The organism is Roseibium sp. RP-7 (assembly GCF_053005225.1).
In genome coordinates, this window is record NZ_JBRKQA010000002.1 from 489,158 (window position 1) to 502,779 (window position 13,622).

Annotated in this window: 12 protein-coding genes and 1 riboswitch; of the genes, 2 read left to right on the forward strand and 10 right to left on the reverse strand. The window is 59.4% G+C overall.

The window, feature by feature from the left end:
• Positions 1-5: 5 nt before the first annotated feature.
• The 4 genes from ACVDG9_RS16920 to thiM all read right to left on the reverse strand — a co-directional run bounded on the left by ACVDG9_RS16920 (position 6) and on the right by thiM (position 4,604).
• Positions 6-1,211: an OmpP1/FadL family transporter gene (locus ACVDG9_RS16920; protein ID WP_208992425.1), complete on the reverse strand. Its 1,206-nt coding sequence runs from the start codon at positions 1,209-1,211 to the stop codon at positions 6-8.
• A gap of 668 nt (positions 1,212-1,879) precedes the next feature.
• Positions 1,880-2,986, reverse strand: coding sequence for a TRAP transporter substrate-binding protein (locus ACVDG9_RS16925; protein ID WP_062488233.1), 1,107 nt, complete (start codon positions 2,984-2,986; stop codon positions 1,880-1,882).
• Position 2,987: 1 nt separating this feature from the next.
• The gene (thiD, locus tag ACVDG9_RS16930; RefSeq protein WP_447238526.1) at positions 2,988-3,794 is read right to left on the reverse strand and encodes a bifunctional hydroxymethylpyrimidine kinase/phosphomethylpyrimidine kinase; all 807 of its coding nucleotides are present in this window, start codon (positions 3,792-3,794) and stop codon (positions 2,988-2,990) included.
• A gap of 36 nt (positions 3,795-3,830) precedes the next feature.
• Entirely contained in the window at positions 3,831-4,604 is a 774-nt protein-coding gene (gene thiM / locus ACVDG9_RS16935; RefSeq protein ID WP_447238527.1) for a hydroxyethylthiazole kinase, read from the reverse strand.
• 68 nt (positions 4,605-4,672) lie between these two features.
• Positions 4,673-4,783: riboswitch (TPP riboswitch) on the reverse strand.
• 207 nt (positions 4,784-4,990) lie between these two features.
• Between thiM and ACVDG9_RS16940 the strand changes: the two genes are divergently transcribed.
• Complete coding sequence (locus ACVDG9_RS16940; RefSeq protein ID WP_023000641.1) at positions 4,991-5,227, forward strand: Lrp/AsnC ligand binding domain-containing protein; 237 nt, start codon at positions 4,991-4,993, stop codon at positions 5,225-5,227.
• A gap of 21 nt (positions 5,228-5,248) precedes the next feature.
• Positions 5,249-5,656 carry a hypothetical protein gene (locus ACVDG9_RS16945; RefSeq protein WP_023000640.1) on the forward strand — a complete coding sequence of 136 codons (408 nt, stop codon included), beginning with the start codon at positions 5,249-5,251 and terminating at the stop codon, positions 5,654-5,656.
• Positions 5,657-5,887: 231 nt separating this feature from the next.
• Here the strand turns inward: ACVDG9_RS16945 and ACVDG9_RS16950 are convergent, their stop codons facing one another.
• The 6 genes from ACVDG9_RS16950 to ACVDG9_RS16975 all read right to left on the reverse strand — a co-directional run bounded on the left by ACVDG9_RS16950 (position 5,888) and on the right by ACVDG9_RS16975 (position 13,557).
• Positions 5,888-6,889 (reverse strand): DMT family transporter, encoded by a 1,002-nt coding sequence (locus ACVDG9_RS16950; protein ID WP_051990128.1) that lies wholly within the window; start codon positions 6,887-6,889, stop codon positions 5,888-5,890.
• Positions 6,890-6,994: 105 nt separating this feature from the next.
• On the reverse strand, positions 6,995-8,251 hold the full coding sequence (sbmA, locus tag ACVDG9_RS16955) for a peptide antibiotic transporter SbmA (RefSeq protein ID WP_447238528.1): 1,257 nt from the start codon (positions 8,249-8,251) through the stop codon (positions 6,995-6,997).
• A 198-nt stretch (positions 8,252-8,449) separates the two neighbouring features.
• A complete protein-coding gene (locus tag ACVDG9_RS16960; RefSeq protein ID WP_447238529.1) occupies positions 8,450-10,747 on the reverse strand; it encodes a xanthine dehydrogenase family protein molybdopterin-binding subunit in 2,298 nt (765 codons plus the stop codon).
• 282 nt (positions 10,748-11,029) lie between these two features.
• Positions 11,030-12,091 (reverse strand): succinylglutamate desuccinylase/aspartoacylase family protein, encoded by a 1,062-nt coding sequence (locus tag ACVDG9_RS16965; protein WP_023000635.1) that lies wholly within the window; start codon positions 12,089-12,091, stop codon positions 11,030-11,032.
• Positions 12,088-12,993: a 30S ribosomal protein S6--L-glutamate ligase gene (rimK, locus tag ACVDG9_RS16970; protein ID WP_006932769.1), complete on the reverse strand. Its 906-nt coding sequence runs from the start codon at positions 12,991-12,993 to the stop codon at positions 12,088-12,090. The genes ACVDG9_RS16965 and rimK overlap by 4 nt, the downstream gene beginning before the upstream one ends.
• A gap of 90 nt (positions 12,994-13,083) precedes the next feature.
• Positions 13,084-13,557, reverse strand: a complete 474-nt coding sequence (locus ACVDG9_RS16975) for an ATP-dependent zinc protease family protein (RefSeq protein WP_208984212.1) — start codon at positions 13,555-13,557, stop codon at positions 13,084-13,086.
• Positions 13,558-13,622 lie beyond the last annotated feature (65 nt).

The following is a 13,622-nucleotide window of genomic DNA, read 5'->3' on the forward strand; positions in this document are numbered from 1 at the left end:
TCTGATCAGAACTTGTAGCGCAGCGCGGCAGAGATGATGTTGACGCTGCTGTCGACATCCCCCGAATAGGTACCGAATGCCGCATTGTAGTCCTGGTGACTGGAATCGATGTTGATATCGGTCGATTCCGGAATGATGTGCGTGTAGCCGACATCGAACGCCAGGTGCTCGTTGAAGGTATAGCTGGCACCAGCCGACAGCCACCAGCGGTTATTGTCCGGCAGACGCGTGGAGCGGATCTTTTCATCAATCGGCGAGATTTCGTAACCGACGCCACCGCGGAAGGTCAGCTTTTCGTTGAAGTCGTATTCACCGCCCAGAGAGAAGAACCAGCCGTCGTCATAGTTGAAGTGCAGGACGGTGGCCTCTGCGCCGGTTGCGTCGTTGATCGCACGTGGCGACTTGAGCCGGCTCCAGTTGGTCCATTCCACCGTTCCAAGAACGCGGATCTTGTCGGTCACCTTCTGTTTTGCGGAAAGGTTGATCATGTCCGGCGTAACGACACCCAGGCCGATCGCCGTTGTGACACCACCGGCGAACAGGTCGCCGTCGAGATCGTGACCTACACCGGAGCGATATCCAAGTCCGATTTCAGTCCCCTCGAACGGTCGCACCGTCAGACCAGCCGTCACACCGAAACCGATGTCATCACCAGTGATCTGGTTCGAACGGGGGAAGCCCGCTCCGGAAGTGGCGTCGGCGGATTTCAGCGACACGTCCAGGTATTGCGCCTGAACACCGATCGCGATCGCGAACATATCGTTGATCTGAAGCGCAACCGTCGGGTTGACGTTCAACGAGAACACGGAAGACGAACGGGAATAGAACTGGGCCGCCCAGTTCTGCTCCGGTTTTGTCGACAGGCCGAAGGGTGCGTTGATACCGACACCGAAGATCAGCTTTTCATTCAGCCGGTAGGCTGCGTACGAAGCGGGAATGAACGCGTCGGAAGCAATGTCGCCACTGCCGATTGAAGACGTACCGAGGAACCCGCCGGACAGCGTGCCGTTGATATCTGAACTTGGAAAGAGCCCCGTATTATGCGCTTCGATGGTGAGACCCTGCTGAGCGCCGATAAGCGACGCCGGGTTCCAGTACATCGAAGAGATCGAACCGCCGGACGTACCATACCCGGCAAAAGACATGCCCTGAAAGTACGAGCTCTGCTCTCTAAGTGCGAAACCACCTGCGAACGCAGAACTCGCAACCATTGATAGAGCTACAGCTGTAGAAGCAAGTAGAACTGATTTCTTGTTTACCCACGGCATTGAGTTTCCTCCCATCCCCTAGCCACCGGATGTGTGATGACAACCTGAGACAGGGTTTTAGGAGAATGCCGTCCGTTTCAACTGAATATTTACGTCAGTTATGCGGTCGTTTTTTCATGCTGCAATGCGAAATGCGCGGCTTTTCTGGTAGGTATTGCTGCGTAGACATTCAAAACACTTCAAAAACGACAGGTTCAGAGTCTCTTCGTCATCGCACCGACACACTTTCAGACATTTGCCTAAAAAACAGGCACCCGAAATGTCAGTTTCCGATAACGTAATTTAACAGTGAATCGTTGCGGCTTTGCCACAGGTTTCGTGACGGAATGTGGATCTTTTGTAGGACAAGTTCCTTGATATTCCTTGGTAAAAACGCCAATCACCTTTCCTAACGGAAACCGCGTCGGCACACCTTTGCGCGGTAGCCTTTCCTTTCGAAATTGAATTTTTGTCAGGAAGTTTGTCAGCAGGCGACGCGCCACGGTCCGGCCAATTACAGCTTTTCCGGCAAGGCGGGTTGCAAGCTGCGAACCGGTGGGTTGCACCGGCTCGCAGCAAGAGATGGTCTAAGACCGCACTCCATTCCTTGTTTGCAGCCTCAAGCGGCAAGCCTAGCTGTCGCGAGCTTCGAGAAAGCGGCGCATGGCAACGTCACTCCAGGGGGCAAGGCGTGCCCGCGCAGCCATATGACTGTCGTAGATCCTCTGGCTAAGCGCATCCTTGCTCGCGAACTCGGACAGCACGACTGCCGAAGTCTCCCGCAAAGCATCCAGAACGTCGTCCGGATAAGGACGGACGGTAACGCCGTCCTCTTCCTGCAGGAGCTTCAGTGCGCCTGCATTCTCCCAATCGCTTTCTGCAAGCGAGCGGCCGTTTTCTGCCTTGCAGGCCTCCAGAACGATGGCGCCAAGGTCTTCCGGCAGACCTTCCAGCGCCACCTTGTTGAACAGCGCTTCACCGGTGCCGTTGGGTTCATGGAACCCCGGCGTGTAGTAGGACTTGGCTGCTTTCTGGAAACCCATTGCCCTGTCCGACCAGGGACCCAGGAATTCCGTCGCATCCAGCACACCGCTGTCCAACGCCTGGAACAACTCTGCAGGCGGCAGGCTGACTGGCGTCGCTCCAAGCCGATGCATCACTTCGCCGCCAAGGCCCGGCATACGGATCTTCAGTCCCTTGAGATCGTCAAGAGTGTTGATTTCGCGCTTGAACCAGCCCCCCATCTGGACGCCGGTGTTGCCGGCCATTACGGGCCTTAGTCCGAACGGGGCATAAAGTTCGTCCCAAAGCGCCTGGCCGCCCCCCTGCTCAATCCAGGTGATATGCTCATGCGGCAGCAAACCGAAAGGGATCGCGGTGAAATAGACCGAAGCCGGGATCTTGCCCTGCCAGAAAAACGAGGCCGTGTGCGCCATCTGCGCCGTCCCCGCCGAGACAGCCTCGAACACGCCCAGAGCCGGCACCAGTTCCCCTGCAGCATAAAGCCGAACGCGCAGGCGACCGCCGGACATCAGCTCGATCCTGTCGGCAATGCGCTGCGCCGTGATCCCGGGCCCCGGCAGGTTCTTTGGCCAGGATGTGACCATCTTCCATTCCAGCGTCGCCTGCTCCTGCGCCACCGCCGGGGCGGCCAATGCGCTTGCACCGGCGGCGGCGGAAGCCCCCAGAAGTCCGCGACGGCTGATCCGTCCGGTTTCGGTTTTTGGCTGATCGGTCATCTCACTTGCTCCAGAACGCGTGGAAATGATGGACTGGCCCGTGACCACTGCCGATGAGAAGCGTGTCGGCAGCGGCGATGGCAGCCTGAATATAGGACTTGGCAGACCTGACCGCCGCTTCCATCTCCTGCCCCTTGGCGAGACCCGAGGCAATCGCGGATGACAGGGTGCAACCGGTGCCATGCGTGTTGTCGGTCTTGATCCGCTCTGACCTGAGCCAGACCGCATTGCCTTTGTGATCCAGAAGCAGATCGGCGCTATTCGCGCCAGACCCGTGCCCGCCCTTGAGCAGAACCGCGTTGGCTCCAAGACCAAGCAGACGTTCTGCCTGCGCCTGCATTTGCGTTTCGTCTGCGGCGACGTCGCCCTGCAACATGCGGGCAGCTTCATGCAGGTTCGGGGTAACAATATCGGCCAGCGGCAGCAGCAAGGCAATCAGCGTGTCGACCGCACTGTCGGCAAGCAACGGGTCACCGGAGGCAGCCACCATCACCGGGTCAAGCACAACCGGGCCAGTCTCATGTGCACGAAGCCCTTCAGCTACCACCTCGATCGTATCGACACGCGACAGCATGCCGATCTTTGTCGCCTTGACGGCAAGGTCGGAAAAGACGGCCGTCATCTGGGCCCGCACGAACTCCGGCGGCACATCATGGATGGCGCTGACGCCAAGCGTGTTCTGCGCCGTCAGGGCTGCAATAACACTGGCACCAAAGACGCCGTTTGCGGAAAAGGTCTTGAGATCAGCCTGAATGCCGGCTCCGCCGCCGGAATCCGATCCTGCAATGGTTACCGCAATTGCGGTCATGGGAACCTCCTGGGAGTAGATGCCGAAAAGGCGGCGTCAGCCGGTCTTGAGACGGGCTTCAATGTCGCGGTCAGTCAGGCAGTAGAGTGTGTCGAGCAACTCCGGCACCAGACTGCCTGGCCCGCCTGACCGGCTGGCCGCGATTTCGCCGGCAATGTTGAAGACGGACAGTCCGCAAGCAGCTGCAAGCGCCCTGTCCTTTTCGATGCTCAGGAACGCCGCCAGAACCGCACCGCCGGCACAGCCGGTGGCCGTCACGCGTGACATCAGCGGATCGCCGTTGCGCAGCAGGAAATCCTCGCCGCGGCTCTCGACCCTGTCTTCCGGGCCAGTGACCGCAAAAACCGTTCCGGCCTCGATCAATGCATCGGCATCCGCCCGCTCCGGCAGGAGAGCGTTGAGTTCTTCCGGATTGAGCCGCACCAGATCCGGCTTCAGGCCCAGCAATTCGCGTGCATAGGCGCAGCGCACGGGAGACCGGTTGACGAAAACCGGATCGACACAAACCGGACGTCCGGCAGTCCTGGCAGCTTCGATCGCTAGCGGAATGGCTGCACGGCGTTCCTCGTCAAGGGTGCCGAGGTTCACCAGCAGTGCATCAGCCCCACCGGCAAAAGCCGCAACTTCCTCCCGCGCGATGGTCATGGAAGGAACGGCGCCGAGCGCAAGCAGCACATTGGCGGTGAAACTCTGGGCGACCGCATTGGTGATGGCGTGAACGCGCGGCGTTTTCTGTCGCACCCTTTCCAGAAGGGTGAAGACCTGTTCGGCGCTCAGGGCTTGCGTGGAAGCAGCAACGGAAAGGCTCATGACGGCTCTCCTGCGACAGAAAGCCCGTTGCCGGTATTCCGGAAAGGACGTGTTGAAGGGAGTGGTGTGTGCATCATGATCTCAAATCCCTCCGCCGGTATCAGCCGGATCAGGTTCAAGGAGTTGGCAGGCCGCCTCTCAGCCCGGTCCAGAATGGCCAGGCACCCCCATGAGATGATTGCACTGCTAACAAGCCGGCCGTGCGATTGCAAGACCCGGCTTGTGCAGAGCGGCTACTCGGCAATTGACTGGCGGGAGGAGATAGGCGATGTCCTAGTCTGCTTTCGTGAATCTGTTGCCCGGCATGCTTGGCTGACCGAACAGCCCGGCTGATGGTTCAGGTGACACGTTCGCCCCCTTCAAACACCAACTGCCCGGAGCGCCCCATGGTACCGTTTTTCGTGATGATCAAATGCCAGTTGGGCAAGACCTACCAGGTCGCCAATGCGATCGCCGATGCGGAAATTGCGTCCGAAGTCTACTCCACCTCCGGCGACTACGATCTTCTGGTGAAATTCTATGTCGACGACGGTTCGGACATTGGCCACTTCGTGAACGAGAAGGTCCACCCGATCGACGGCATTCAGGACACCAAAACCATCATTACCTTCAAGGCCTTCTGAACTCAGACCCGGAAATTTTCCATGAAACTCATTAAAATCGCCGCCCTTTGCCTGCCCCTCGCTCTTGCTCCGATCGGATCGACCGCGTCCGCGCAAGGCATGCCGCCGGAGCAGATCAAGCAGATCCTGGACCTTACCAAGGCCAACTGGGTGTCATTCCGCGACTGGCAGGGCCAGGAGCTGATCTATTTCACCCACCTGGAATCCTGGAAGTGCGGCATCGACTATGTCTTCTACGGACTGAACGACGATCCGATTGAGCAGGAATGGCAACTGGAAGCCTGTGACCCGGACAACCAGAATGTCGTTCTGAAGGACAAGCCCTACCTGGAGCTGCCCCTGGGGTCGGCACAGTCGATCAGCGTGCAGCTGATCTTCAAGGACGGCACAAAGAGCGCTGTTGAGCGGTTCGAATACAAGTCGCAGTAAGGCCGATTTCGGAAACCACCCGCATTCGCCGTCATTCCGGACAAGCGCAGTAAAGCTGCGTGCCGATCCGGGATCCAGCGCATCAGCGTGAGCAAAGCGAACTCTTCTCTCTTTGTCTAATGCCGCGCCTAAAGCGCGAAATAAGTCTGGATTCCGGATCTGCGCACAGCATTGCTGTGCTTGTCCGGAATGACGGGGAAGACAGCAGGCCCCGCCCTCTTGTCTCCCCCCCTACGAACGCGAGGGCGATGACGCCCGGCGTGCCTTTGTCCGGTCCAGCCCGAGCTTGTGTTCGCGGTAGATGACGAAAATACCGGCGGCAATCACGATCAGCGCCCCCAGCACCACTGCAGGCAAAGGCGTTTCGCTGAACACCACCCAACCGACAATGATCGCCCACAGCATGTTGACATAGTCGAACGGGGCAATGGTGGAGGCATCCGCGAACCGGTAGCTCTGCGTCAGCAGGATCTGGCCGACACCGCCCGCAAGGCCGATCAGCAGAAGCAGACCTGCCGTGGGCAGGTCCGGAATGATCCAGGCCTGACCCGGCAGCAGAAAGCCCAGCGGCAGCGTGAGCAGCGACAATACGGACGACATGCCCGCAAACCAGGTAACGATCGTGGACGTGCGCTCCGTCTCGCACAATTTGCGCACGGTGATCATGGCGAGCGCGGCAAAGCCGGCTCCTGTCAGGCCGATCAGGGCCCCGATCATCGAGTTGCTGTCCAACTCCGCGTCACCCAGATGCGGTGACAGCACAACCAGAATGCCGACAAAGCCGACACCGACTGCGCTCCAGCGATAGACCCGCACCTTTTCGCCAAGGAGCAGAAACGCCAGCACCACCACGAAGAGCGGCGATGCAAAGCCGATCGCCGTCGCATCCGGCAAGGGCAGCAGAGACAACGCGGTGAAGCCGCAAACCATCGCCGTCAGGCCGACGGACGCCCGGGTAAGATGTCCCAGCGGGTTGGCCGTTCGAAAGGCGAGCCCCAACTCCCGGCGCATCGCCACCATGATCAGCACCGGAAACAGCCCGAAGAAATTCCGTGCGAACACAAGCTCACCGATCGGCACCGTCTCTGCGGCGATCTTGAGGGCCGTTGCCATGACGAAGAACACCATGGTGGAGGCCACTTTCAGCGATATTCCGATAAGAGGTGCCTGCCGGGTCATCCCGGTAGGCGCCGGAGGTCCGGAGAAACGGGACTTCTGGCTCAAGAACGCCATGACAACTTCCAGGCCCGGCGCTCTTCATGAAGCCACGGGCGGTGCGTCGGACCGCGGAACCGCCGGGACAGAAAACTGGCTTGAACGTCTTGCGCAGACCTGACCTTAAGCTTGCGCCCCCGGTTCAGGAGTGGTGCCACCGGCAACCGCGAGCTCCCGCTCGGCAATGGAGACCTCAAAGCCTTTCAGACGTTTGTAGATGGACAGGAGCTCGATGATCGTCGTCCAGGAATTCACCAGGAACTGGAAGGACGAGGACACCTGGCTGAAGGCCGTCAGGATTTGCTGCACGATACCAAAGGTGATCTTGCCCACCACAATCGTCGGAATGAGGATGAAATAGGAGAAGATGTTGTCCGACTGAAGGTAAATGCCGCGGGCCAGGTTAAAATAGAGATAGTGGAAGTAGAGCCGGAAATAGTTTTGACGGACAAAACCGAACAGCTCGCGCAAGGTCGCCGGATTGGCGCGATCTTCATGATCTTCCCCGTACACAAGTTCCTTACGGTAGGCTGCCTCAACGCGCTGGTTGTGGAACTCCAGTCCGGGCAGCTTGATGCCGACAAGGCCGAGCAAAACCGTCCCAAACAGCGACCAGATGATTGCCGCGGTGAACAATGGCGCTGGAATTTCGCCTACGATCGGCAGGGACGAGACGTGACTTGAAAGCGCAAACAGCACCGGCAAGAAGGCAATCAGTGTCATGATCGAGTCGATGAATGCAACGCCAAGCCCTTCCATGATGGAAGCAAAGCGCATCGTGTCTTCCTGAATACGCTGCGAGGCACCTTCGATGTGGCGCACATTCGACCACTTTTCGACGTAGTAGTCGTTCATCGCCGTACGCCAGCGGAAGACGTAGTGGCTGACGAAGAAGCGCGTGAAGATGTAGAGAATGACCCAGACCGATGTAATCTGCGCGAAGATCAGCATCAGGTTGTAGAAGTCTGCTGCGGTGACACCGCTTTCCTCTCCATTGAGCGCGTTTTGCAGCGTATCGAAGAACGGTCTGCGCCAGTTGTTGATCGCGACTGACACCTGAACGCTGTAGTAGGTCATGAAAATGATCAGGGACGAGCCCCAGATCGACCAGATCTGCCAGCGGTGGTCGCGAGAGAACATCCACCAGAAACCGCCGAAGAGCAGCGTGCAGATGCCGTAATAGATATAGAACCAAAGAAAATCAGGTGTGACGAAATAGGGCAGCCCGATGGGTGGCTGCTCACCCTGTGGCGGCGTGCCGAAGCCCAGTGTTTCTGTCAGTCCTTCAGCAAACCCGTACCAGGCAAGGATTGCGGCGAGTGACCAGAGTAAGGCAGACAGGAAGAAAAGTTTGGGCTTGGGAAAGAAGGACTGAAACAACGGGAGGATCCTATTTCTTGAAGCGGAAGGATTCGCGCCACGCACCGATGAACCGCAAGATTGCGGCAAGAACCGGATAATTCATACGTTTATTTAAAAGAAACCACAGACACAATCTTGAGAACCGGGCTTTACCGGTGTCAACTTGCTGCCTGAAAGATAAAAGGCGCCTCGAAAGGGCGCCTTTTTCAGTTTCCGTTATTTTGCTGCCTGGATGGCTTCCCACACGCGAAGCGGGGTCGCCGGCATGTCGATCAGCTCGCTGACCCCTGCCCCGTCCTTCAGCGCCTTCTGCACCGCATTCATGACCGATGCACAGCCGCCGATGGTTCCCGCTTCACCCGCGCCCTTGATGCCCATGGCATTGGTGGTCGAAGGAACGTTGCGAGTCTCGAAATGAATGTCCGGCAGGTCTGCCGCACGGATCATGCGGTAGTCGAGCAGCGAAGCCGTCAGAAGCTGGCCGTCTTTGTCGTAGATCGTCTGTTCGCACAGAGCCTGACTGAGTGCGGAGGCCGCACCGCCATGCACCTGACCGGCCAGAAGAAGCGGGTTCACCGTGACACCGAAATCATCGACGATCACGTAGTTGACGATGGCAACGTCACCGGTATCCGGATCGATTTCCACCTCGCACACATGGGTGCCGTTCGGATAGGTCGCCTCAGTCTGATTGACCTCTTCGCGGGCGGTCAGGGTTTCCCCGGCGCCTGCTGCAATCTCGGCTAGTGTCACCTGCTGGTCGGTTCCGACCACACGAACCATGCCACCGTCGAGTTCAAGATCCTCGATCCCGGCCTCAAGCCGGTCAGCGGCAAGTTCCTTCACCTTCTTGACCAGCGCAATGCCCGCATCGCGGACAGACGGCAGGCCGATGGGGATGGAGCGCGACCCACCCGTGCCGCCCCCCTTGCGCACCCGGTCGGTGTCGCCCTGGATAACGTCGATGTCCTCGATGGAGATGCCGAACTGTTCCGCGATCACCTGGCTGTAGGCCGTCGCATGGCCCTGGCCGTTGGTCTGCGTACCGATCAGCAACGTCAACGTACCCTTGTCGTTGAGCTCAAGGGTGGCTTCCTCGCTGCCAGGGAAGGCACAGGCCTCGATATAGGAACAGATGCCGATGCCGCGGTACTTGCCGTGCTTCGCGCTGTCGTCCTGCCGGGCCTTGAAGCCGTCCCAGTCGGCAACTTCCAGCGCCTTTTGCAGGTGGCCGGAAAAATCGCCGGTGTCGTACATTCGCCCGGTCTGGGTCGTGTAAGGCAGTTGCTCCGGCTTGATGAAATTGCGCTTGCGGATCTCTACCGATCCGACACCGGTTTCCTCTCCCGCCTTCTCGATCAGGCGCTCGATCAGATAGGCAGCTTCCGGACGGCCCGCGCCGCGGAAGGCATCCGTCGGCACCGTATGCATGTAGACGCCCTCGACCTTCGCAAAGACGGCCGGAATGTCGTAGAGACCGGAGGTCATCGATGTGCCGACGAAGGGAATGAACGGGCCGAACTGGTGCAGATAGGCACCCATGGCAGCCTTGACGTGCACCTTGAGCCCCAGGATCCGGCAGTCGGCGTCCAGCGCCAGTTCCGCGTGGGTGACGTTGTCCCGGCCATGCGCATCCGTCACGAAGTGGTCCATGCGCTCACCCGTCCAGCGCACTGGCCGTCCAAGTTCGCGAGCCGCGACCATGCTCAGTGGGTATTCGCGGTAGCAGAACATCTTGGTACCGAAGCCACCACCGACTTCCGGCGTGATCACCTGCAGTTTGTCAGCTTCCAGATCCAGAATGCTGCAGATGATGTCACGCAGTCCGTGACCGCCCTGGGTGCCGACCGTCAGCTTGAACCGATCGCTCGCAGCGTCGAATTCGGCAACGCAGCCACGCAGTTCCATGTAGTTGGCGACGATCCGGTTGTTGACGACGTCGATGGAAACGACCTTGTCAGCCTTTTCGAAGGCAGCGTCGGCCTTGGACTGATCACCCTGACCGTATGTGAAGGCAACGTTGGTGCCGAACTCCGGCCAGACCTTCACGGCGTCCGGTGCAAGGGCCTGCTCGATCCCGACGACAACGTCCAGCGGGTCGTAGTCGATTTCCAGCATCTCGGCGGCATTCCGGGCTGCGTTGACATCGTCCGCGACGATGAAGGCAATCGCATCGCCCACATAGCGTACTTCGTCGGAGCACAGGACAGGCTGATCGGGCGCTGCGAAATTGGAGCCGTCGATCTGCTTCGGACGCGCCCGGCAAGGCATCGTCCGGCCTTCCAGCTCGGCTCCGGTGAGCACCAGCCGGACACCGTCCATCTCACGGATCTCGTCCACATTTCCAAGGCTGATGCGCGCATGCGCCATGGCGGACCGAACGACGACCCCGTGCAGGCAGCCTTCCGGCATGTAATCGCCCGTATAGATGCCCTTGCCCGTTATGAGCGGCTCATCTTCCTTGCGGCGCAATGGGGCGCCAACACCGAACTTCGGAGTGACCATCTGGTTCATGAATCTGGACCTGCTTTTATTGGGAAGACTTTCCCTTGGGAAATATCCACGCGCCGGGAGCGCCGGTTTTGTTCAACATAGTGCCCGAAAGCCGACGTGGCCAGAGGTTTGGACAATTCTGCTTCGCACAATTGTTTTTCCGGGCAAGCTGTGGGGGCTGAGACGGCTTGCTCATTCGGTGCCAGTGGCCCATCCATCGACATGAGCCAGCCCCTCCCCTGAAGCATGCGATAGGTGGGTGAGCTGCTGTACACGCGGAGAAACGCTGAAACCAAGCCGCCTCTAGATGATTTCGTCTTCGTCGAACAGCGGATCGGCCTCAAGCTGGGAAGCCAGGCTGTCGAGGGTCGTTTCAGCGTCGTATCGTTCGTTGAACTCGGCGATATGAAACAGCCCGTCCCCTTCGTTGACCACCGGAAGGTTCGTTCTGCCCACAATGAGCCCACCCAGTTCGGCCAGCACGTTCCGTTCCTTCTCGCCGAACGGATCAGAGGTGATGCCAAGCAGCATACCGGGTTCGACAACATCGCCGACCGATTTGAACGGCCGCAACAATCCCCCGGCTGGCGAACGGACCCAGTAGCTCGTCTTGCTGAGGATCGAACGGGCCTTTGGCCGCGTGATGCCCTTGGCTCCCAACATCTTCAAGGACCGCATCACGCGCAAGACCCCGGAAACGCCGGCTCTGATCGCCATTTCGTCAAACCGCAGGCCTTCGCCCGCCTCGAACACCAGGACGTCGGTTCCCTTCAGTTGCGCGGCCTGTCGCAACGACCCATCGCGCACCTTGGAAGTCAGGATGACCGGAGCACCGAAAGCTTTCGCGAGCGACAGCGTGTCTGCACGTGAAGGCGAAACGCGGATCTGCGGCAGGTTGGTCCGGTGAATGGCCGCCGAATGCAGGTCGATGCCATAATCGGACCGGTTGACGATCTCGCTCATGAAAAGATGCGCCAGCCGCCCGGCCAGCGAGCCGCGCAGGCTACCGGGGAACGAGCGGTTCAGGTCACGCCGGTCGGGCAGATAGCGCGAATGGTTCAGAAAACCGAACGCGTTGACGATCGGGATGACCATCAGCGTGCCCTTCAGCTTGTCCAGTTCCTGGATTTCAAGCTGTGGCGCTTTCAGGACACGGCGTGCGATCTCCACACCGATGACCTCGTCACCATGCACGGCCGCACTGACGAACATGACCGGCCCGGGTTTGCTTCCATGCAGGACATGCACGGACATCGTCACGGGCGTGTGGTCCGACAGCACGCTGACCGGCAGATCGATCGTACGCCGGGTTCCCGGTGCGATCTTGTGGTCGCCGATCTCGAAGGCTTTCACTTTTGTGGTCAACCGCGTCCCTTGGTCTTGGTTTTGCCAACCTGGGCATTCTTGGCAATAAAGTCGATGATCTTGCCGGCAACATCAATACCCGTTGCCTTTTCAACGCCCTCCAGCCCGGGCGAGGAGTTGACCTCCATCACCACCGGGCCATGGTTGGACCGCAGCATATCGACACCGCAGACGTTCAGCCCCATGGTCTTTGCCGCGCGAATGGCCGTCGAACGTTCCTCGGGAGAAATCTTGATGGCGGCCGCACTGCCGCCGCGGTGCAGGTTGGAACGGAATTCGCCCTCCGCACCCGTCCGCTTCATGGCCGCAATCACCTTGCCGCCAACCACCAGCGCGCGGATGTCGGTGCCGCCGGCTTCCTTGATGAATTCCTGCACCAGGATGTTCACGTTGGCACCGCGAAACGCCTCGATCACCGATTTGGCAGACCGCTCCGTATCGGCAAGAACCACACCGATGCCCTGCGTGCCCTCCAGCAGCTTGATCACAACCGGCGCACCGCCAGCGGTCGCCAGCACTTCCTCGGTCATCTTCGGATCGTGGGCGAAGGTCGTTACCGGCAGGCCGATCCCGTCGCGGGCAAGCAGCTGCATCGACCGAAGCTTGTCGCGCGACCGTCCGATGGCAACGGATTCGTTCAGCGGGTAGACGCCCATCATCTCGAACTGGCGCAACACGGCCAGACCGTAAAAAGTGACCGATGCGCCGATCCTCGGAATAACCGCGTCGAAGCCGGTCAGCTTGCTGCCGTTGTAATAGATTTCCGGCCGCCGCGAGGCGATGTTCATGTAGCAGCGCAGGGTGTTGATGATTTCCAGTTCGTGACCGCGCTCCTCGGCAGCGTCCTTCAGGCGCTTGTGCGAATAGAGCTCGGGATTCCGTGCCATCATAGCAATTTTCATTGGTTCAAGTCCCTCGGTCTCAGCCTCGTTCCGACCGGTGTTGCGACACCGAATTTTCAGTGATTGTTTCCTGCCGCTTAAACGCGCAGCTTAGTGTTTTGTTGCCAGTGCGGGCTTTCCCGCCAGGAAAGACCGGCCCGCATGCACCAGCACGTTGTGCCGCCTGATCGCCGTCCGGCCGAGGATCATGTCGAACCCCATGTTCGACCTGTCCGCCAGCGACACATCCACATGCCAGTGATGTTTTCCAAGATGAAGTAACGTCCGGATGACAATGCGCCGCTCGGGAACACCGCTGGTGTTCTTGATGTTGCGCTCGTCCAGAACCGGAACCTCCGCCCGGAAATCGCTGTGATGACGCGAGGCAGGCACCCGGAAACGTACCCAGGTCCGGCCGTCGCGTTCGAACACTTCCTGTTCTTCGGCATGGAGCGCCGAGGTGCGTGCGCCGGTGTCGATCTTGGCACGCATATCGAAAACGCCCAGTTCGGGAAGGCTCACGATTTCACGCCAGCCGATGATATCGGCAGCGGCCAAGGGACGCCCCTTCTTAGCCATTGTCATTCAAAAAAACCCTGGAGCCCCCTTGCTGGGGCCTTTCCCAAACGACCTTGTTAACCGAGCATTGC

Coding starts and splice junctions, on each gene's coding strand:
- ACVDG9_RS16920 (WP_208992425.1), bottom strand. CDS start 1,211: ATGGTTGCGAGTTCTGCGTTCGCAGGTGGTTTCGCACTTAGAGAGCAG.
- ACVDG9_RS16925 (WP_062488233.1), bottom strand. CDS start 2,986: ATGACCGATCAGCCAAAAACCGAAACCGGACGGATCAGCCGTCGCGGA.
- thiD (WP_447238526.1), bottom strand. CDS start 3,794: ATGACCGCAATTGCGGTAACCATTGCAGGATCGGATTCCGGCGGCGGA.
- thiM (WP_447238527.1), bottom strand. CDS start 4,604: ATGAGCCTTTCCGTTGCTGCTTCCACGCAAGCCCTGAGCGCCGAACAG.
- ACVDG9_RS16940 (WP_023000641.1), top strand. CDS start 4,991: ATGGTACCGTTTTTCGTGATGATCAAATGCCAGTTGGGCAAGACCTAC.
- ACVDG9_RS16945 (WP_023000640.1), top strand. CDS start 5,249: ATGAAACTCATTAAAATCGCCGCCCTTTGCCTGCCCCTCGCTCTTGCT.
- ACVDG9_RS16950 (WP_051990128.1), bottom strand. CDS start 6,889: ATGGCGTTCTTGAGCCAGAAGTCCCGTTTCTCCGGACCTCCGGCGCCT.
- ACVDG9_RS16960 (WP_447238529.1), bottom strand. CDS start 10,747: ATGAACCAGATGGTCACTCCGAAGTTCGGTGTTGGCGCCCCATTGCGC.
- rimK (WP_006932769.1), bottom strand. CDS start 12,993: ATGAAAATTGCTATGATGGCACGGAATCCCGAGCTCTATTCGCACAAG.
- ACVDG9_RS16975 (WP_208984212.1), bottom strand. CDS start 13,557: ATGACAATGGCTAAGAAGGGGCGTCCCTTGGCCGCTGCCGATATCATC.